Raw genomic sequence first — 18,040 nt, forward strand, 5'->3', positions numbered from 1 at the left:
GTTACAAGCCTATACGCCCGCATCCGGATGCCGGGGCTTATGCGCCGTTTCCCACGCGCCGCCGATATCCGCGAGCTGCGCCTCGATGCATTCGACGTCGAGCGCAATCGTGGCCTTGCCGGCAAGGGTCAGCTCGATCGTGCCGTCAGGCCCCTCGCCCCTCTGGTCGAAACGGATGGCGAGCAGCGACAGCACCTCGTCGCGGTTGCGCTGGTCGACGCCGCTGGAGCGCACCGCCTGCACGCGCTTGAACACCAGCGCGGAACGATGGCGTTCGTAAGGCTTGCTGCGCTGATCCGATTGCTCCCAGCCGAAGCGGTTGGCCGCGAGCGAAAACTGCTCTTGCTTCGGCGCATAGGACATGTCGCCGACCTTGAAGACGCTGTCCTGCATGTAGGCAGAGATGACGCCCAGATCTTCGTTGTCGAGTGCCATTAGCTTGAGATCGCTCATTCGTCCTTTATCCCCGATCGCGCCAGTCAAACGCCCCGGCAAAACTTCATTGCCGGCGTTTCTCCACTGTGGACATAGGATGCGGGCGCAAAAGACGCAACCGAAGAAAGCGGGTCTGCCCGCTCTCTTCGCGCCATCAGATGGAATTGAGGCATATCGCGCAAGACTGTGTCGCGGTTTTGCGACAGAGATAGGACTCAGTCGCTGATGCGCTCGACCACCGCGCCGCAGCGCGTCAGCTTGTCTTCCAGCCGCTCGAAGCCGCGATCGAGGTGATAGATGCGCGACACCAGCGTCTCGCCTTCGGCGGCAAGGCCGGCGATGACGAGCGAGACGGAAGCGCGAAGGTCGGTCGCCATCACGGGCGCGCCCTTCAGCTTCTCGACGCCCTCGATGCGGGCGGTCTGGCCGGAAAGCGAAATCTTGGCGCCGAGGCGGGCAAGCTCCTGCACATGCATGAAGCGGTTTTCGAAGATGGTCTCGGTGATATGCGAAACGCCGCCAGAGCGGGTCATCAGCGCCATGAACTGCGCCTGCAGGTCGGTCGGGAAGCCCGGGAACGGGTCGGTGACGACGTCGACCGGCTTGATGCCGCCGCCATTGCGCATGACGCGGATGCCGTTATTGGTCGGCGAAATCACGGCCCCGGCGCGGCGCAGGCTTTCAAGCGCGATGTCGAGCAGCGCCATATCGGTATTTTCGAGCGTGACGTCGCCGCCGGCCATGGCAACGGCCATGGCATAGGTGCCGGTCTCGATACGGTCGGGCAGCACGCGATGGCGGGCGCCGGAGAGCGAGGTGACGCCCTCGATGGTGATGGTGCTGGTGCCGGCGCCGGAAATCTTGGCGCCCATGGCGATCAGGCAATTGGCGAGATCGACGACTTCAGGCTCGCGGGCCGCATTGCCGATGACGGTCGTGCCGCGCGCAAGCGTGGCTGCCATCATCATCACATGCGTCGCGCCGACGGAAACCTTCGGGAAGACGTAGCGCGCGCCGATGAGGCCGCCCTTCGGCGCCGTGGCATTGATATAGCCGGCGTCGATTTCCATGGTGGCGCCGAGCGCCTCAAGTCCTTCGATGAAGAGATCGACCGGACGCGTGCCGATGGCGCAGCCGCCCGGCAGCGAGACGCGCGCCTGTCCCTCGCGGGCGAGCAGAGGCCCTATGACCCAGAAGCTCGCGCGCATCTTGGCGACCAGCTCGTAAGGTGCCGTTGTATCGGCGATGGTGCGGCAGGTGAAATGGATCGTGCGGGAATAGCCGTCTTCCTGGCGCTCGCGCCGGCCGTTGACGGCGACATCGACGCCGTGATTGCCGAGGATGCGCATCAGAAGCTCGACATCGGCCAGATGCGGCACGTTTTCGAGCGTCAGGGTATCGCTGGTCAGAAGCGAGGCGATCATCAGCGGCAGGGCGGCATTCTTGGCGCCGGAGATCGGAATGATACCGTTGAGCTCGTTGCCGCCGACAATCCTGATACGATCCATATATGCAATACGGGCAAGGCCCGCCTTTCCTGATAGTTCCGTTGCGCCGAGTGTCAGCCGGCAAGTTCCAGGCGCCAAGCTTCGGGCACTTGGTAAAGTTTCGGGCACTTGGTAAAACGCGCTCTATAGACGAAATAGATTAAGGCTTCAATTCGTTTGATGATGGACGACATCAATCATTGCGATTCGTCCCTTTTTGCGGCGGCATCGCCGCTATCCCCAGCCTTTGCCGCCGGCAGCCCATCCGTCTCGTCGGCCTGCCCGGCGCGCCGCGCCCTGACCTGCTGCTTGCGACGCGACAGATTCTCCCGCAGCTTCTGCGCCGCACGCTCCCGCCGCCGATCCGCTTCCGTGATCTGCTTGCCGCCCACGGGCTCAGCCGCCTCGTCGCTGACCTCACTGGGCGCCGAACCGCCCCGCAAAGCCTGCCCATCATCGATTTTCGTCTTGTCCGCACCCATGTCTTCCTCATAGCGGAAAACCTTAAGCGTCAAAAGACCGACACATTTTTTCCAACGATCTTTCGCCGAACTTGCAATTTGCGGCTTGCACTCCGCCCCGACCTATGGCAATAGCCGCCTCGCCCAATACGGCGCACCACACCGCGCCACGGATTGCTGCTATAGCTCAGGGGTAGAGCACTCCCTTGGTAAGGGAGAGGCCGAGAGTTCAAATCTCTCTAGCAGCACCAGTTTTTCTTTTGGGGAAATCCCAATTTTCAAGCTCAAAATTTTTTGATCGGCTTTCTGCAGCGGATGGTCGAGGAAAATTGCAGTAAACAACTCCAACTGCGCAGCCTGAATGCTTAACTGAGCGGTGTAATATCCTTTTCAAGCTCCGCCACTTCCTTTCTAATTAATCGCAAGAACTGCCTGTTGATTCGATCCGGTGCCCAAGTAGCAATCTCAGCCAAGTCTCTCACAAGCATAACAGAGATAAGTTCCATTTTTTGATCCATCGTATAATCGTCAAAATGAGGAATATACCGTGAATCAGTGAAATTAAACTTGATCTCGTGATAGGCCTTCACGAACCGCTTCGGGTGCCCATATTGTTCCATACCCAGCCGCCGCCACGCCCGAGAGACGAAAACATCAAGCCTCTGAAGCTGCTTGATGTCTTCAGTCATAGAGAAAAAGAACATCCAGCCCATTCGCTTGCCATTGAAGATGCAGCCCGTGATCTTCAAATTCAGTCTCATCAATATCTTCGCCTGGTTCGCATTGTATTTTGCGCTCGTTATCACATTCATGATATTTTCGATCATCCTACGATAAGAGCTTTTCCGAACAGATATTAGCGATGGCGTGAGATGATAGCCTAAGTAGTCCACCCCCTTCGAGAGCGGAACTATCTTGGTCTTACTATTGTCGGTCAGTTGGTGGCAGTGAAGACCTATTCGCTCCAGCCGCCGACTAATTAGGCGGAAATTACGCTTAGCCTCCAACGCTCTGCAAACAATAATAATGTCATCGACATATCTGAAATAAGTAAACCTAGATTGAGCCGCCGCGTCAAAACGGATCATATAAATCGAAGAGAGAATATTTGAGACACTGAGGCCCTGTGGGATTCCGATAGGGTTACGATCGCCTTGATCAACATCGCCAGTGGGTGTCTGAACCGCCTTGAGGATAAGATTGAGAAATGGCTTGTAGCGTATTCGCGTTCTCAGCCGATACATCAGCTCATCATGCACAACACTCGGATAAAAATCTTTGATGTCTATTTGGATAAATGAATAGTCATCGTTTAACGGCCGAATGAAATCAGAAATTTCCTCGACGATATAATGTGCCGGAGGAACACGTGCGTCTCCAAAGATTGACATCAGGGCATTAGTGAGAGCCCGTAGCGTGAGCCGGTCTCGGACGGTCGCTATGGAGATTTCGCGAGGAGGCTTGCGGGGGCCTTTTAAGATTAGCTTCTGTTTAAACGCCGTAAAATGGTAAGTGTCGTTTCTGACTTTCTCCGCTATCCGACCTATCTCACTATCCAATGACTCAGCGAAGACAGAAGGATGAACACCGTCTTTTCCTACCGTGGAAGTCTCCGAGATGCGATCTTCAAAAATCGCCATCAATCGTTCAAATGCGAACTCTTGCTCAAAGACGTCCTTCGCTTTCATTTATTTAGCCCATGAGCAAAGTAAAGGAGCGAAGAGAAACAACAATGGGACAAGAAAGAGAGCCGTTAGCATCCCATAATACAGAATGCGCCTATATAAATACGAAAACCACATGTAATATGTATAATTTAGTTCGCGATCGCCATTTTTAAGCTTATTTCCTTCGAACCAGATTTGACTGACAAGAAAATCATAGTAATCATTTTTAGAATGGTTCGGGTAATCCCATAGTATTTCATCGTATTGCCTGGATTTATCCAACAGCGGTAGATCTTCTGCATGAAGCCTTTGAAGTTTCAGGTAACATTCCCGATAAAATGACGCACTTGCCTCGAATCGGAAACCTCCCGCAACTAGAGAGGCGACCAGTACGACAACAGAAGATGAAAGATTAATCTGCTCAAGCAGCGGATACGATTTCGTATAATAGGTGGAGAATACTGATAAAATCACAGTAAATAGCGAGTAATAAGTTACGGATACGTAACTAAATCTTTGATTTCTCAACGCCTTGCTCTCAGCAATCATCCGGACCCTAGAGGTTATCCAGATACGGTCGTTGATGTTATCAATCGTGGATGCTTCCATCATAATAAACCGAAAATTCCGAGGGTGGTCCGGACGCAAACACTCATAGCGACTAAGCACTCGTACAACGAATGCAGCATAAGCTCAGGCGAACCTCTCTTAATAACCATAACCCACATACGTGAGCTAGTGAATTTCTTCACTCCGCCCGGACCAAATCTCAATTAACCTATAGAGAGCTTTTTTTCAACTAGATCGGGTGAGTATTTACTCGCTCGATATAGATCTAGCAACGCTACGAGCTTTTTGCGTTGTGACCATTGACCTTTTACAAAACAATGCATGTGACCTAGCAAAATTAAATATGTAATATTCGGCTCGCGCAAAAAACGCCGTTCCCGAAGGCACGGCAATCCTCCCCAATTTAGCTGCAATCCCCCCTTTAAACCCTTCTTCCATCACATCCTTCTTGCCCGGGAGAGCAACCCTCAATGTCGAAACTACGCGTCGCCGTTCTGTTTGGCGGTCAGTCCACCGAGCATGAGGTTTCCGTCATGTCGGCCCGCAATGTCGTCAAGGCGATCGATGGCGGGCGATATGAGATCGTGCCGATCCTGATCGATCGCGCCGGGCGCTGGCTGCTTGTGGAGGAAAAGGGCGGTGTGCTGCCGGAGCCGATTGCCTATGAGGGCACGGAAGTCTGCCTGGTTCCGGGCGGCAAGGGGCGGCTGATGGCGCTGGAAGGTGCTGGCGCGCGCGAGCTGCCCGCGGTCGATGTGCTGTTTCCGGTGCTGCATGGGCTGAACGGCGAGGATGGCTCCATTCAGGGCCTCGCCCAGATCGTCGGCCTGCCCCTCGTCGGCTGCGGCATTCTCGGCTCGGCAAACGCGATCGACAAGGATATGGCAAAGCGCCTGCTGCGCGAGGCCGGCCTGCCGGTGGCCCGCTCCGTCACGCTCACGCGCGGCGAAAAGCCTGATTTCGATAAGATCGTGAGCGCGCTCGGCTCGCCCGTCTTCGTCAAGCCCACCCGCCAGGGCTCGTCGGTCGGGGTCAGCAAGGTGCAGGATGCAGCAGCGTTCGAGAGAGCACTTGCCGAGGCCTTCCGGCATGACCGCAAGGTGCTGGTCGAGGAATTCGTGCGCGCCCGCGAGATCGAATGCGCCGTGCTGGAAGAGCCTGACGGCACGCTCTTCGTCTCCGTGCCGGGCGAGATCGCCACCGCGGCAACCCACGGCTTCTACTCCTACGAGGCGAAATATCTCGATCAGGATGGCGCTGTCGTCACCGTGCCGGCGGATATTCCGGCCGAGACGGCTAAAGCGCTGAAGCGCATGGCGGCGGATGGTTTTCGCGCGCTCGGCTGCGAGGGGCTGGCGCGCGTCGATTTCTTCTTGGCGCCGGATCAGAGTGTCGTCATCAACGAGGTCAACACCATGCCGGGCTTCACCAATATCAGCATGTATCCGAAGGCCATGGGCGCCTCGGGCATTTCCTATCCGGAGCTCGTCAGCCGCCTGATCGAGCACGGGCTTGCGCGGGCGCGGCGGGGCTAAATCAGGGGCAACACCGCCCGTCTGCCTTCAGACCTTTTCCGTCTTCTTCACCTTGACCTTCGGCTCCGCCGGCGCATCCGGCGTTGGCGCGAGCAGCTTTCTCAGCGTGGCGATCTTGTCCTTCACCAGCGGGCGGAAGCGGCTGGCGCGATAGGGCATGTCGGCGGCGCCATAGCCTTCCGGGCCGTCATCATTGCCGCGATGGATCTCCTCCAGCTTCACGCCGATGAAGGTGCCGTCGACATAATGCGTGTATTCGCCGACCCAGCGGATGGTGTAGATCGTCCCCTTGCGGATCAGCTGATCGATGCTGACATGCTTGAACTTGTCATCGATGCAGACGACCTTCTGGCCCACATGGAAATCGTAACTCACCCTGCCCTCCTTGAAACGGCGGAAGCAACCCGCCGCATCGTTGAGATACAAGCATAGCCGCATATGCGCCAGGGAGTAAACGCAGGCTGACGTCGCAGCCCGATCAATGAAACCGTGACAAAGCAACCCGTTGACATCCTTCATGGAAGGCTGAAGACTGCGCGCACCAGAGCAGCCGCAAGGCCTCATCTCCATGCCCATATCCGATACCCGCAAGGCCCGCTGAAGGCTCCTCCGCCAATGCCCACCCTCCGCCTCATTGCCGATGACTTGACCGGCGCGCTCGATACAGCCGTCGAATTTGTCGGCGTCTATGGGCCGATCGAGGTGGAGCGCGGCGATGCGCTTGCCGCAAGCCTGCCGGATTGCCTTGCGATCGACAGCGGCACCCGCGAGAAAACGGCGGCCGAGGCAGCCGCCATCATCGGTCATGTCGCGCCGCTGCTGGAGGGCGCCGATCTCGCCTTCAAGAAGGTGGATAGCCTGTTTCGCGGCCCCTGGGCGGCGGAATTGGCAGCCTGCTTTCGGCTCGGCCATTGGCGCCACTGCATTCTCGCCCCGGCCTTTCCGCATCATGGGCGGCACACAAGGGGCGGACGGCAGGTGCTCTATGCCGGGAAGGACGCCTGGCGCGATGTCAGCGGCGATCTGGTCGCTCACTTGCGGGCGGAGGGATTGCCGGCCTTCAACACGACGCCCGACCTGACCTCCGCCGATGGCTTTGAAAATCAGCCCATCCCGGATGGCATCCATGTTTTCGATGCCCATTCCGACGAGGATCTGGACGCCGTCATCGCATGGGTATCGTCGCAGCTGGAAGGACCGGTCCTCTGGAGCGGTACTGGCGGCCTCGCCCGCGCTTTGGCGCGCAATATCGATCTGGCAACGCATCATCGGCCTCACGCCGGAAAGGCTGCGGGTGAACAGCACCCGACGCCCGCCGTCCCCATCTCGCGCAGGCTGCAAAGACCGGTGCTCGGCCTCTTCGGCTCGGACCAGCCGATCACGCTGGCGCAACTCCAGGCCTGCGGCCCCAACTGGCTGAAGCTTGCGGAAGGCGCTGGTGCCGATGCCGTCGACCAACAAATGCAGCAAAGCGGCGTCGCCATGGTCAGCCTCGACCTGCCAACAGGGCTTGAACGCGACGATGCCACAAGGCGCATCGAGGCGACCTTCGGCGGCATGGCCAAGGCTCTGCCCGCTCCGGGCACATTGATCGTTGCCGGCGGCGAGACCCTGCGAAACCTATGCTCGGCGCTCGATGTCACAGCCCTCAGCATCACCGGCCAGGCAGCGCCCGGCCTGCCCCGCTCCATGATCGTCGGTGGCCCCTGGCAAGGAACGACTGTCATCTCCAAATCAGGCGCATTCGGCGGGCCTACCCTATGGCGCGATCTCTTGAGTGAAAACGCGCTGATCGCCGGAGGAGAAGAACCATGACGCGGCACCTGGCAATCACCATGGGCGATCCCGCCGGCATCGGGCCGGAAATCATCGTCAAGGCCGCGATGCGGCTGAAGGATCGGCTCGATGAAGGTAAGCTGAAGCTAACGATCATCGGCAGCGGCCCGGCCCTGCGCCTCGCCGAACGCCAGCTTGGCCTCGATATCAAGATCCCGGAAGCGCGGATGGATGGTGACTGGCCGAACCTCTGCTTCATCCAGGCCGATGTCGAGGGAGAGCCGATCCTGCCGGGCCGGCTTTCTGCAGACGGTGGCCGCATGGCGTTCAGGGCGATCGAGAAGGCCGTTCAGCTCGCCATGTCAGGCAAGGTCGGCGGCATCGTCACCGCGCCGCTCAACAAGGAAGCGCTGAACAAGGCCGGCTTTCATTATGCCGGCCATACCGAACTGCTGGCGGAACTGACAGGCGCGCGCGGCTCGGTGATGATGCTCGCCCATGGCAATATGCGCGTCAGCCACGTCACCACCCATGTCGCGCTCGAGGATGTGCCGAAGCGCCTGACGCCCGAGCGGCTGCGCCTCGTCATCGACCTCACCCACAAGGCACTCAAAAATCTCGGCATAGCCAACCCGAAGATCGCGGTCGCCGCCCTCAATCCGCATGCCGGCGAAGGCGGCCTCTTCGGCCGCCAGGATATCGACATCTCCGCGCCGACCATTGCCAAGGCCGTGTCCGACGGGCTCGATATCGTCGGCCCCGTTCCCGGCGACACCGTCTTCGTCAAGCTGCGCGCCGGCCAATACGACGCCGTCATCGCCATGTATCACGATCAGGGCCATATCCCCGTCAAGCTGCTCGGTTTCGAAATCGACCCGGCGACGGGAAAATGGATGGATCTTTCCGGCGTCAACATCACTCTCGGCCTGCCGATCGTGCGCACCTCCGTCGACCACGGCACAGCCTTCGACATCGCCGGCAAAGGCATCGCCAATGAGCGCAGCCTGATCGAGGCGATCGAATTCGCCGAAAGACTTGCCGGCGATTGAGATAGGTTGTTCTGCATTTATCGGCGCCCGCGTATGCCGGACCCTTGATCCCCCCCTCCGTCGCTTCCGCGACATCTCCCCCACAAGGGGGAGATTGTTGAGAGTTTGGCGCACCCCCCTTCTCCCCTCGGGGAGAGCGACTGTCTTGTTTGTCAAGCGTTTTGCCACGGTCGTGCGTCCCTGATGATGGCGTTGAGGATGGTGAGCAGCTTTCGCATGGTAGCGACGATGGCGACGATCTTTGGCTTTCCGGCTGCCACGAGGCGGTCACGGAAGGCCTTGAGGCTTGGGTTATGGCGGCTGGCGACGAGGGCGGCCATGAACAGCACGGCGCGCACCTTGCCTCTGCCGCCGCCGATGAAGCTCTTGCCTTTCCATTGACCCGATTGCCGCGTCCAGGGCGCAAGCCCTGCCAGTGAGGCGATCTGGCGCCGGTCGAGGCTGCCGAGTTCGGGCAGCTCGGCCAGCAGCGTGCGCGCCGTTGTCGGCCCGACACCTGGCACCGAGACGAGCAGCGTCTCGCGCACCCGCCAGACCGGCGATTTGCGGATATGGTCGTCGAGATCGGCATCGAGGCTTTCGAGTTCGCGCCGCAAGGCCGCAAGCAATCGCTTGATGCTTTTCTGCGCCTGTTTGGCCAGCGCCATGCGCAACCGGTTCTCCTCGGCCACGATCATCTGCACGATCTGGCGCCTGCGGGCCACCAGCTCGGACAGAGCCTGTGTCTCGGCATCGCGCAACGGCCGGATCTCCGGCTTCGTCGCCAGGACGAAGGCGGCGATGACGGCGGCATCGATCGGATCGGTCTTGGCCCTGCGGCCGATCGCATGGGCATAGGCGCGCACTTGCGCCGGATTGACGACGAGAACCGTCAATCCGGCCGATGACAGACCGGCCACCGCCAGCGTCTCGAAGCCGCCCGTCGCCTCAAGCGCAATCACATCGACGCCGACCGCCTGCAGCCGCTCGACCAACGCATCGACACCGGCATGGTCATTGCCAACGGCAAAAACCTCCCCTTGCGGCAGGACTGCAACATCCAGCCGCTCTTTCGAAACATCAATGCCAACAATCGTTTCCATCTGATCCCATCCTTGCCTAAGCGGGCTTTGCTTGCGCAAGCGGCCCTGGCGACTGTTCGGGTTCAATGGAACGGCGGATGAAGACCCAAGCTCTCCCACGGGCTTGGTGTCCCAAAGGTGCATCGGTCTTCCATCCGCCACCGCAACAGGCATTACTACGCCAGCAGCGGGTAAAGGGAAGTTACAAAGGTGCCGACAGGCGGATGAGGGGGCTGCCAAGAGTACGAAAATCCCCACATTCAAACCGGTTAGCCCCCTCATCCGACCCTTCGGGCCACCTTCTCCCCGAGGGGAGAAGGAGTTTGTGGCGCCGACATGCCCATATGCAATTGCCCTGCCCGCAAGCGGCGATGTCCTGAGAGCGACAGAGAGGCCCCACACACCCTCCACAAATTTCACAGCCGGTGTCGGCCACAACGGCTCCGCCTCCCCGCATCGACCTAAAAGCACTTTTTTCAAATCCGCCTGTCGGCATCCCGCTCTTTCGAACGTCCTTTGGCAGCTTAGCGAGAGAAAGCTATCCGAGAGAGGAGCACCAAATGTCCAAGATTGCCCCATGCCTGTGGTTTGCGCGCGAAGCGGAGGAAGCAGCGAATTTCTATGTTTCGCTCTTCCCGGATTCCCGGATCGATCATGTTCAGAAGAACATCGTCGACACGCCGGCCGGTAAGTCCGATCAGGTTCTGGTCGTCAACTTCACGCTCGCCGGCCAGCGCTTCATGGCGCTGAACGGCGGCAACCGCATCGAGTTCACCCATGCGATCTCGCTGGAGGTGGATTGCGCCGACCAAGCCGAAGTCGACCGGCTCTGGAACGGGCTGACGGATGGCGGAGCGGCCGTTCAATGCGGCTGGCTAACGGATCGCTACGGCGTCTCCTGGCAGGTCGTGCCGACCGTGCTCGGCAAGTATATCGCCGATCCGGATCCGGCCAAGGCGGCCCGCGTCATGCAGGCGATGATGGAGATGGTGAAGCTCGATATTGCCGGCCTCGAAGCCGCCTATCGCGGCTGAACATCGGAGCCATTCGGGAGGCTGCAAGGCGCGATCTCCCGAAGGCAGCCCTGAAATTCCCTGCAATTTCAGCGGTTCAGACCAATGCCGGTGCCCGTAAGACTTGCGGCAGGTCGATGCTTGGAATACCGTCCGATATAGGCTCGCCGAAGGCGGGTTTCTAAAGCAATTCCAGGAAAAGTGCGCAGCGGTTTTCCGTCCGGAATTGCGAGAAAACAAAGAGATAGAGCGGTTCAGGGATGCCGTGAAAAGCTGAACCGCTCTAGACACTATTTCAAGCAATTGGACTGCCGCGGCCGTTCAGGCACGACCCGGCGGGAAGCGGCCGATTTCATGCAGCAGCAACGGGACCGTATCGACCTCACCGGACGCGATTATACCGCGATCTATGCGCTGAGCGACATCCATGGCTGCCACGACGAGATGGCGGAGGCTGAAAGGCGCATCGTCGCCGATGCCCGCACCCTGCCCGGCCGAAAGCTTCTGATGTTTCTCGGCGATTATGTCGATCGCGGCCCGCGTTCCAGCGACGTGCTCGCGCATCTCAGCGCGCCGCCGCCGGAAGGCTTCGATCGCTATGCGCTTTGCGGCAATCATGATGATGTCTTCCTGGGCTTTCTCGATGATCCCGATGCCAACGTCCATTGGCTCGAATTCGGCGCGCTGCCGACGCTCGCCTCCTATGGCATCGATGCCAGGCACATTCTCTTCGACCTTGGCTACAGCATCCGGCAATTGCGTGACATGACGCTGAAGGCTATGCCGCCAGCGCATGTCGAGCTGCTGCGGTCGCTCGCCGCAGCCGTCACAATCGGCTCGACGCTCTTCGTTCATGCCGGCATCAAGCCCGGCATTCCCTTCAGGGATCAGACGGACGAGGATTTGATGTGGATCCGTGAACCATTCCTGTCGGAAGGGCCGCGACTGCCGCTTCTGGTGGTCCACGGCCACACGCCTGGCTCCCATCCGACTTTCGGCATAGGCCGCATCGGCATCGATACGGCCGTTTCCATGGGCGGAAGCCTGACGATCCTCAAGATCGCCGATGGCAGGCAGACGATCTTGCCGCCGATCTGACGAGCCGAAACGAAAACCCCGGCCTGAGACCGGGGTTTGTTTCTTTCAGAGCAATTCCAGGAAAAGTGTATATCGGTTTTCCGTCCGGAATTGCGTAAAAACAAAAGGATAGAGCGTTTTCGCGATTCGAAGAAAAGCGGAAATGCTCTAAGCGCCTTACTCCGCCGCCACGGCTGGAGGCAGCCGGATCGTATTCTGCTCCTCCTCGTCGGCCTGCTCCTTGGCTGGCGGTTCCGCCGATTTGTGCTTCGGCTCGCGGCCGAAGAACAGGGCGTAGCCGGCGGGCAGCACGAAGATCGTCAGCACGGTCGCGACCAGGATGCCGCCCATCATGGCGTAGGCGAGCGGGCCCCAGAAGACGCCGCGCGAGATCGGGATCAGCGCGAGCACGGCCGTCAGCGCGGTCAGCGTGATCGGCCGGAAACGACGCACGGCCGAGCCGATGATCGCTTCCTTCCGGTCCATGCCCGCCGCGATATCCTGGTCGATCTGGTCGACAAGGATGATCGAGTTGCGGATGATGATGCCGAGCAGCGCGATGACGCCGAGGATCGCCACGAAGCCGAAGGGCGCGCCGCTGATCAATAGGGCGCCTGCCGCCCCGATGATGCCGAGCGGGCCTGTGGCGAGCACCAGCATCGCCTTGCCGAAGTGCTGCAGCTGCGCCATCAGGAGCACGACGATGATGACGAGCATGATCGGCGCCTTGGCGGCGATCGAGGCCTGGCTTTCGGCGCTGTCTTCAGCGCCGCCCTGGATCTCGATCTTGTAGCCGGCCGGCAGGTTGTTTCTGAGATCCGCCATGTCGCTATAGAGCTTGGCGGTCACATCGTTCGACTGCACATTGTCAGGCAACGTCGCCCTGACGCTGATGGTCGGCAGGCGGTCACGGCGCCATTCTATGCTCTGCTCCATGACGGGCACGATCTTGGCGACCTGCGACAGCGGTACGAACCCACCGCTATCGGTGGGGATATAGACAGAGTTGACCGAGGTCAGCAGATGACGGCTTGCGTCCGGTTCGCGGGCAACAATCCCGACGGTTTCTTCGCCCTCGCGATAATTGTCGAGGGTGACGCCGGACATCGAGGCCTGCAGCATCTGGCGGATGCGCTGCGAGGTAACACCGAGAGCGCGGGCACGGTCCTGATCGATCACCAGCTTCATGGCGGGCACCGGCTCGAGCCAGTCGTCATGGATGGCGCCGAGCAGCGGATTCTGGATAAAGCGTTGCTTCACCTCGTCGGCGATGTGGCGAACCTCCCGCCGATCCGGGCCCATGACACGCAGCTGCACGGGCCAGCCGGTGGGAGGACCGAGGAACAGGCGGTCGACCTTGCCACGGACCGACGGGAAATCGGCCGCCAGGATGCCGCGCAGCTTGGTGATCAGCCGCTCGCGAGCCGGCTCATCCTTGGCCATGACAAGCATCTGGGCATAATTCGGGTTGGTCAGCTGCTGGTCGAGCGGCAGGAAGAAGCGCGGCGCGCCCTGGCCGACATAGGTGGCGATGAAGCGCTTGTCCGGATCGTCGGCCATGCGCGCTTCCAGCGCCTGCGCCTGCCGCTCGACTTCCTTGATGCTGGTGCCCTCGGGAAGCCACAGGTCGACAAGGATTTCCGGACGCGACGACTGCGGGAAGAAGTTCTGCGGAATGAACTGGAACGACCACAGGCTGCCGACGAAAGTGGCAAGCGTCAGAAGCAGCACGATGACGCGGTGGCGCACGGCCCAGGTAACCGACGACCGAAGGCGGCGATAGAAGCGCGTGTCGAACACATCATGATGCTCGCCGGCATGGTGGCGCTGCTTGAGGATCATGTAGCCGAGCCACGGCGTGAAATAAACGGCCACGAACCAGGAGACGACGAGCGCGATGCCGACGACATAGAATAGCGTGCGGACATATTCGCCTGCCGTCGATGCCGCGAATCCCACGGGAATGAAGCCGGCGGTCGTAATCAGCGTGCCCGTCAGCATCGGGAAGGCGGTCGAGGAATAGGCGAAGCTGGCGGCATCGAGCTTCACCAGCCCCTCCTCCAGCTTGCGCTCCATGAGCTCGACGACGATCATGGCGTCATCGACCAGCAGGCCGAGCGCGATGATGAGCGCGCCGAGCGAGATGCGCTGCAGGTCGATGCCGAACTCGTACATGATGGCGAAGGTCGCGGCCAGCACCAGCGGAATGGCAATCGCGATCACGAGGCCGGAACGCCAGCCGATCGACAGGAACGAGACGATCAGCACGATGACGAGGGCTTCGCCGAGCGCATGCATGAATTCGCTGATGGCATCGGTGACGACGTCAGGCTGGTTGGCGATCTGATCGACCTGAACGCCGACCGGCAGCGAGGCTTCGAAACGCTTGTAGGTTTCCTCTACCGACGTACCGACATCGGTCACCTTATAGCCGCTCGCCATGACGACGCCGAGCTGCACGCTCGGATGGCCGTTATAGAGGAACTTGGCCGTGTAGGGATCCTGTAGCCCGGCGGTGACGGTGGCGATATCGCCGAGGCGCGTCACCTGGCCGCCGGCGTTGAGCCGAAGGTTCTTGATATCCTCGATCTTGTTGACATCACCCTCGACGGAGACGCGCACCGACCGCGTGCTGGTATCGACGGTGCCGGCCGGATCGACATTGTTCTGCCCGACAATGGCATTCTTCAGGTCGTTGAGTGTCAGCCCGCGCTCGGCCAAAACCTTGGAGGAGACGTCGATATAAATCTGTTCCGCTTGGTCGCCGATAATGGTGGCCTTCTCGACTCCGGGTGTGGAGAGCAGCATGTCGCGGGCCTGGATGGCGAATTTCTTCAGCTCCGGATAGGTGTAGCCGTCGCCGCTGATCGAATGCAGCGTGATGAAGGTATCGCCGAATTCATCGTTGAAATAGGGGCCGAGCAAGCCGGACGGCAGCTCGTTGCTGATATCGCCGACTTTCTTGCGGATCTGGTAGAAGGCGTCCTTCACCTGTTGGGTGTTGGTGTCGCCCTTGATCTGGATTGTCGTGATGGCAAAACCGGCGCGGGTATAGGATTTGACCCAATCGAGATGCGGCGTTTCCTGCAGCTTGCGCTCGATCTTGTTGACCACCTGGTCTTCCATGTCCTGCATCGAGGCGCCGGGCCAGACGGTCTGCACGACCATGACGCGGAAGGTGAAATCCGGATCTTCCTTCTGGCCCATATGGGTCAGGCCGAGCGCGCCGGCGATGATGATGAGCCCGAACAGGAACCGCGCGATGCTCGGATGGGCGATCGCCCAACGAGACAGGTTGAAACGCGTCCTCTCGCCGGAGGTGCTATTGATGGACATGATGTCGTCCCCTCGATCCGGGTTCAGCGTACGATATCCGCCGAGGCGGCGTTGGTTTCTGCGGAAGCCTGCTGAGCCGTGGCGCTCGGAAGCTTGACCTTCATGTTCTCGGTCATGAATTGCGTGCCGGCCGCGACCACGACATCGCCGGTTTTCAGGCCATCGGCGACGCGAACGCCGTCATCGGCGAAATCGGCGATCTTGATGGCGCGGGAATGGACGGTGCCGGCATTGCGGTCGACGAGCCAGACGATCTGCTGCCCATCCTTCTGCGCAATAGCGCTCAGCGGAATGGAAACATAGGGTTCCGTATTGTCGGCGAGTGCTTCGATGGTCGCGGTCATGCCAAGCAGCACGCGCGGATCGTTCGGCAGGCTCACCCGCACCGCAAACGTGCGCGACTGATCGGCGCTGCCCGATACTTCCCGCACCTTTCCATCCAGAACGAGAGCCGAGTCGGACCAGAAACGCGCCTTGACGTCCTTGCCGACCTTGAACTGGGCAATATCCATTTCCGGCACGGCGACCTGCGCTTCCTTCTCGCCATCGACGGCAACGGTAATGACGGGCGTGCCGGAGCTGACCACCTGGCCGACATCGGCATTGATTGATGTGACGATGCCGTTCATGTCCGAGGTCAGGCCTGCATAAGCGACCTGGTTCTTGGCCTCGGTCAGTGCCGAAGCCGCGGAATCCCGCGTCGAAACGGCCTGTTCATAGGAGAGTTCGGCCTGTTCGAGCTGGGACTTGGAAGTGACGTTCTTGTCGAAGAGCGTCTGCGCACGCGTGCGGGCAAGCGCGGTCGTCTGCACCTGCTTTTCCGCCGAATCCAGATCCGCCTGCGAACGGCGCACCGCAAGGACATAATCGGTCGCATCCATGCGGGCGAGCACATCACCGGGCTTCACCCTCTGGCCGATATCCACCTTGCGTTCGACGATCTTGCCGCTGACGCGGAAACCGAGGTTCATTTCGGTCCGGGCGCGCACGGCGCCGGAATAATCAAGCTTGCGCGTCGTGTCCGCCTGGGCGATCTCGACCACTTTCACCGGCCGGATCACCTCCGCCGCCTCTTCCTTTTTCTCGTTGCAGCCGGAGAGCGTCAGCGCGAATGCGGCAAAAAGCGCCGCGCCGGCAACGGTCCGTAGAGTGTTGGTCGTCAGCGAAACCATGTCGCTCTCCTAAAATCGAACAAAAGAGTGGGAGCACGCCGGCCTTCCGGTGCGCGCATTGCTATTTCTTCAAAGCCCTGATGACGAATTCGATGATATCCTCGGGTTTGGCCCGGTTCGTCTTGGCGAGGCACTGAGCCACCATCTGCGGATGGCAAAGATTGATGGTCGCTGCGCCGAAACATTTGGACGCGACATAGGGGTCCTGTTCGAAGAACTCGCCGGCGGCAATGCCCTCCGCAATGATCTCGGCGATCAGATCCTGGATGCGATCGATATGTTTTTCGATGACGTGCCAATCACGCTCGATGGCGACAATGACCATCTCGTGAACCTTCTGCTCGTCCAGCATGGCCTCCAGCGTCATCTTGTATTGGGCCATGGTATAGGCCCGCAGCCGATCGGCCGCGCTGATGGGCTGATTGCGGATGGAGAGGGCCATCTGATAGCTCTGGCCGAGCATGCGGCCGCAGAGAGCCTGATGGATTTCTGTCTTGGAGCCGAAGAAACGGTAGATATTCGCCGTCGACATGCCGAGATCCCGGGCAATATCGGCCACGTTCGTCTTGCTGTAGCCATAGTGGCGAAACAGCTTTTCGGCGGTATCGAGAATGCGCGTGATGTTTTCCTGGCGGGCAGGATCGGCGCTAACGTCGGAAAGATCGAGCATGAGCAGGCCTGATGGTTTACGAGTGACGATTTTCAATTTTCGTCACTCGTAAACCATCAGAGCGCCGATGTCAAGAAAACCACCTGCAACCACAGGCGGTTTTCGGATGCTATTCAATAAACCGAGAATGCGCCGAACAACTTGAAACAAGAGTTAAATCATCGACAACGCTCCTCGCGGAACGCAGCGAAAGTGTCCGGCATTTTGTCGCAGCAGCGAAAGTCGCCCGCTCAGGCGCTCATAAGCGTCGGATGAAAGCGGCGAAGGCTGAAAAAGCCGACGAACACAATGACCACCAGCAGCGCCACCTGCGCGGCTAATACCGGTGGCTCGTTGCCATTGGGCGCCAGCGCATTGAGTACCGGTATCTTCTGGAACGATTGGACGATCAGCACCAGGCAGTTGAAGAAGAGCAGCACCAGCGCGCCGATCACGAAGACGGGACGCCAGATGCCGGAAAGATGAAAGCTGTAGCGCGCCAGCGCCGTCGGAATGAAGATGAGAAGACAGACAGTGCCGACGATGATCGCCGGCGTGACGCCGTGAAACGGGAACAGAAAGCCCGTCAGGCTGGTGAGAACGGTGGTCAGCATATAGACAAGCGTCGATCGATTATGACGGTTGCCCGCGAGAAACCCCTGGGCCACGACGACGCCGCTGATGATGGCAATCAAGCTTATGACGACATGAATTAACAGAATTCCAGACATTCGCCCCTCCTTTTAAGCGCC

At 59.7% G+C, this 18,040-nt stretch carries 16 protein-coding genes and 1 tRNA gene; 6 read left to right on the plus strand and 11 right to left on the minus strand.

Annotation, left to right across the window (positions count from 1 at the left end; translation table 11 throughout):
* Positions 1–9: 9 nt before the first annotated feature.
* The 3 genes from CCGE531_RS16450 to CCGE531_RS16460 all read right to left on the minus strand — a co-directional run bounded on the left by CCGE531_RS16450 (position 10) and on the right by CCGE531_RS16460 (position 2,404).
* Positions 10–453, minus strand: a complete 444-nt coding sequence (locus CCGE531_RS16450; protein ID WP_120665147.1) for a DUF2948 family protein — start codon at positions 451–453, stop codon at positions 10–12.
* A gap of 197 nt (positions 454–650) precedes the next feature.
* On the minus strand, positions 651–1,943 hold the full coding sequence (murA, locus tag CCGE531_RS16455; RefSeq protein ID WP_120665148.1) for a UDP-N-acetylglucosamine 1-carboxyvinyltransferase: 1,293 nt from the start codon (positions 1,941–1,943) through the stop codon (positions 651–653).
* 176 nt (positions 1,944–2,119) lie between these two features.
* The gene (locus CCGE531_RS16460; protein ID WP_245458874.1) at positions 2,120–2,404 is read right to left on the minus strand and encodes a hypothetical protein; all 285 of its coding nucleotides are present in this window, start codon (positions 2,402–2,404) and stop codon (positions 2,120–2,122) included.
* Between the two features lie 155 nt (positions 2,405–2,559).
* Here CCGE531_RS16460 and CCGE531_RS16465 point away from each other — a divergent pair.
* Positions 2,560–2,634: transfer RNA gene (locus CCGE531_RS16465), tRNA-Thr, on the plus strand.
* Between the two features lie 114 nt (positions 2,635–2,748).
* Here the strand turns inward: CCGE531_RS16465 and CCGE531_RS16470 are convergent.
* Together CCGE531_RS16470 and CCGE531_RS16475 are read right to left on the minus strand one after the other, a co-directional pair.
* Complete coding sequence (locus tag CCGE531_RS16470; RefSeq protein WP_120665149.1) at positions 2,749–4,071, minus strand: reverse transcriptase domain-containing protein; 1,323 nt, start codon at positions 4,069–4,071, stop codon at positions 2,749–2,751.
* Positions 4,072–4,662: an SLATT domain-containing protein gene (locus CCGE531_RS16475; protein ID WP_348633013.1), complete on the minus strand. Its 591-nt coding sequence runs from the start codon at positions 4,660–4,662 to the stop codon at positions 4,072–4,074.
* A 428-nt stretch (positions 4,663–5,090) separates the two neighbouring features.
* On the opposite strand from CCGE531_RS16475, the gene CCGE531_RS16480 reads away from it, so the two are divergent.
* Positions 5,091–6,155, plus strand: a complete 1,065-nt coding sequence (locus CCGE531_RS16480; RefSeq protein ID WP_120665150.1) for a D-alanine--D-alanine ligase family protein — start codon at positions 5,091–5,093, stop codon at positions 6,153–6,155.
* 27 nt (positions 6,156–6,182) lie between these two features.
* On the opposite strand, the gene CCGE531_RS16485 is transcribed toward CCGE531_RS16480, so the two are convergent.
* Positions 6,183–6,530, minus strand: a complete 348-nt coding sequence (locus tag CCGE531_RS16485; protein WP_120666896.1) for a CAP-Gly domain protein — start codon at positions 6,528–6,530, stop codon at positions 6,183–6,185.
* A 240-nt stretch (positions 6,531–6,770) separates the two neighbouring features.
* On the opposite strand from CCGE531_RS16485, the gene CCGE531_RS16490 reads away from it, so the two are divergent.
* A complete protein-coding gene (locus tag CCGE531_RS16490) occupies positions 6,771–7,970 on the plus strand; it encodes a four-carbon acid sugar kinase family protein (protein WP_120665151.1) in 1,200 nt (399 codons plus the stop codon).
* Entirely contained in the window at positions 7,967–8,980 is a 1,014-nt protein-coding gene (gene pdxA, locus CCGE531_RS16495; protein WP_120665152.1) for a 4-hydroxythreonine-4-phosphate dehydrogenase PdxA, read from the plus strand. The genes CCGE531_RS16490 and pdxA overlap by 4 nt, the downstream gene beginning before the upstream one ends.
* 152 nt (positions 8,981–9,132) lie before the next feature.
* On the opposite strand, the gene CCGE531_RS16500 is transcribed toward pdxA, so the two are convergent.
* Positions 9,133–10,062 carry an IS110 family transposase gene (locus CCGE531_RS16500; protein WP_120662389.1) on the minus strand — a complete coding sequence of 310 codons (930 nt, stop codon included), beginning with the start codon at positions 10,060–10,062 and terminating at the stop codon, positions 9,133–9,135.
* A 539-nt stretch (positions 10,063–10,601) separates the two neighbouring features.
* On the opposite strand from CCGE531_RS16500, the gene CCGE531_RS16505 reads away from it, so the two are divergent.
* Together CCGE531_RS16505 and CCGE531_RS16510 are read left to right on the plus strand one after the other, a co-directional pair.
* Positions 10,602–11,075 carry a VOC family protein gene (locus CCGE531_RS16505; protein ID WP_120665153.1) on the plus strand — a complete coding sequence of 158 codons (474 nt, stop codon included), beginning with the start codon at positions 10,602–10,604 and terminating at the stop codon, positions 11,073–11,075.
* Positions 11,076–11,408: 333 nt separating this feature from the next.
* Complete coding sequence (locus CCGE531_RS16510) at positions 11,409–12,152, plus strand: metallophosphoesterase (RefSeq protein ID WP_120666898.1); 744 nt, start codon at positions 11,409–11,411, stop codon at positions 12,150–12,152.
* 156 nt (positions 12,153–12,308) lie between these two features.
* Here the strand turns inward: CCGE531_RS16510 and CCGE531_RS16515 are convergent, their stop codons facing one another.
* From CCGE531_RS16515 to CCGE531_RS16530, 4 genes are all read right to left on the minus strand, one after another.
* Positions 12,309–15,467: an efflux RND transporter permease subunit gene (locus CCGE531_RS16515; RefSeq protein WP_120665154.1), complete on the minus strand. Its 3,159-nt coding sequence runs from the start codon at positions 15,465–15,467 to the stop codon at positions 12,309–12,311.
* A 23-nt stretch (positions 15,468–15,490) separates the two neighbouring features.
* The gene (locus CCGE531_RS16520) at positions 15,491–16,639 is read right to left on the minus strand and encodes an efflux RND transporter periplasmic adaptor subunit (RefSeq protein ID WP_120665156.1); all 1,149 of its coding nucleotides are present in this window, start codon (positions 16,637–16,639) and stop codon (positions 15,491–15,493) included.
* 61 nt (positions 16,640–16,700) lie between these two features.
* Positions 16,701–17,309, minus strand: coding sequence for a TetR family transcriptional regulator (locus CCGE531_RS16525; protein WP_120665158.1), 609 nt, complete (start codon positions 17,307–17,309; stop codon positions 16,701–16,703).
* Between the two features lie 230 nt (positions 17,310–17,539).
* Positions 17,540–18,019, minus strand: a complete 480-nt coding sequence (locus CCGE531_RS16530; protein WP_120665160.1) for a hypothetical protein — start codon at positions 18,017–18,019, stop codon at positions 17,540–17,542.
* Positions 18,020–18,040 lie beyond the last annotated feature (21 nt).

The organism is Rhizobium sp. CCGE531 (genome assembly GCF_003627795.1).
Classification (GTDB): Bacteria; Pseudomonadota; Alphaproteobacteria; order Rhizobiales; family Rhizobiaceae; genus Rhizobium.

Excerpts from the sequence above, each read along its gene's own strand:
- CCGE531_RS16450 (WP_120665147.1), bottom strand. The coding sequence starts at position 453 with ATGAGCGATCTCAAGCTAATGGCACTCGACAACGAAGATCTGGGCGTC.
- murA (WP_120665148.1), bottom strand. The coding sequence starts at position 1,943 with ATGGATCGTATCAGGATTGTCGGCGGCAACGAGCTCAACGGTATCATT.
- CCGE531_RS16460 (WP_245458874.1), bottom strand. The coding sequence starts at position 2,404 with ATGGGTGCGGACAAGACGAAAATCGATGATGGGCAGGCTTTGCGGGGC.
- CCGE531_RS16470 (WP_120665149.1), bottom strand. The coding sequence starts at position 4,071 with ATGAAAGCGAAGGACGTCTTTGAGCAAGAGTTCGCATTTGAACGATTG.
- CCGE531_RS16475 (WP_348633013.1), bottom strand. The coding sequence starts at position 4,662 with ATGATGGAAGCATCCACGATTGATAACATCAACGACCGTATCTGGATA.
- CCGE531_RS16480 (WP_120665150.1), top strand. The coding sequence starts at position 5,091 with ATGTCGAAACTACGCGTCGCCGTTCTGTTTGGCGGTCAGTCCACCGAG.
- CCGE531_RS16490 (WP_120665151.1), top strand. The coding sequence starts at position 6,771 with ATGCCCACCCTCCGCCTCATTGCCGATGACTTGACCGGCGCGCTCGAT.
- pdxA (WP_120665152.1), top strand. The coding sequence starts at position 7,967 with ATGACGCGGCACCTGGCAATCACCATGGGCGATCCCGCCGGCATCGGG.
- CCGE531_RS16500 (WP_120662389.1), bottom strand. The coding sequence starts at position 10,062 with ATGGAAACGATTGTTGGCATTGATGTTTCGAAAGAGCGGCTGGATGTT.
- CCGE531_RS16505 (WP_120665153.1), top strand. The coding sequence starts at position 10,602 with ATGTCCAAGATTGCCCCATGCCTGTGGTTTGCGCGCGAAGCGGAGGAA.
- CCGE531_RS16510 (WP_120666898.1), top strand. The coding sequence starts at position 11,409 with ATGCAGCAGCAACGGGACCGTATCGACCTCACCGGACGCGATTATACC.
- CCGE531_RS16515 (WP_120665154.1), bottom strand. The coding sequence starts at position 15,467 with ATGTCCATCAATAGCACCTCCGGCGAGAGGACGCGTTTCAACCTGTCT.
- CCGE531_RS16520 (WP_120665156.1), bottom strand. The coding sequence starts at position 16,639 with ATGGTTTCGCTGACGACCAACACTCTACGGACCGTTGCCGGCGCGGCG.
- CCGE531_RS16525 (WP_120665158.1), bottom strand. The coding sequence starts at position 17,309 with ATGCTCGATCTTTCCGACGTTAGCGCCGATCCTGCCCGCCAGGAAAAC.
- CCGE531_RS16530 (WP_120665160.1), bottom strand. The coding sequence starts at position 18,019 with ATGTCTGGAATTCTGTTAATTCATGTCGTCATAAGCTTGATTGCCATC.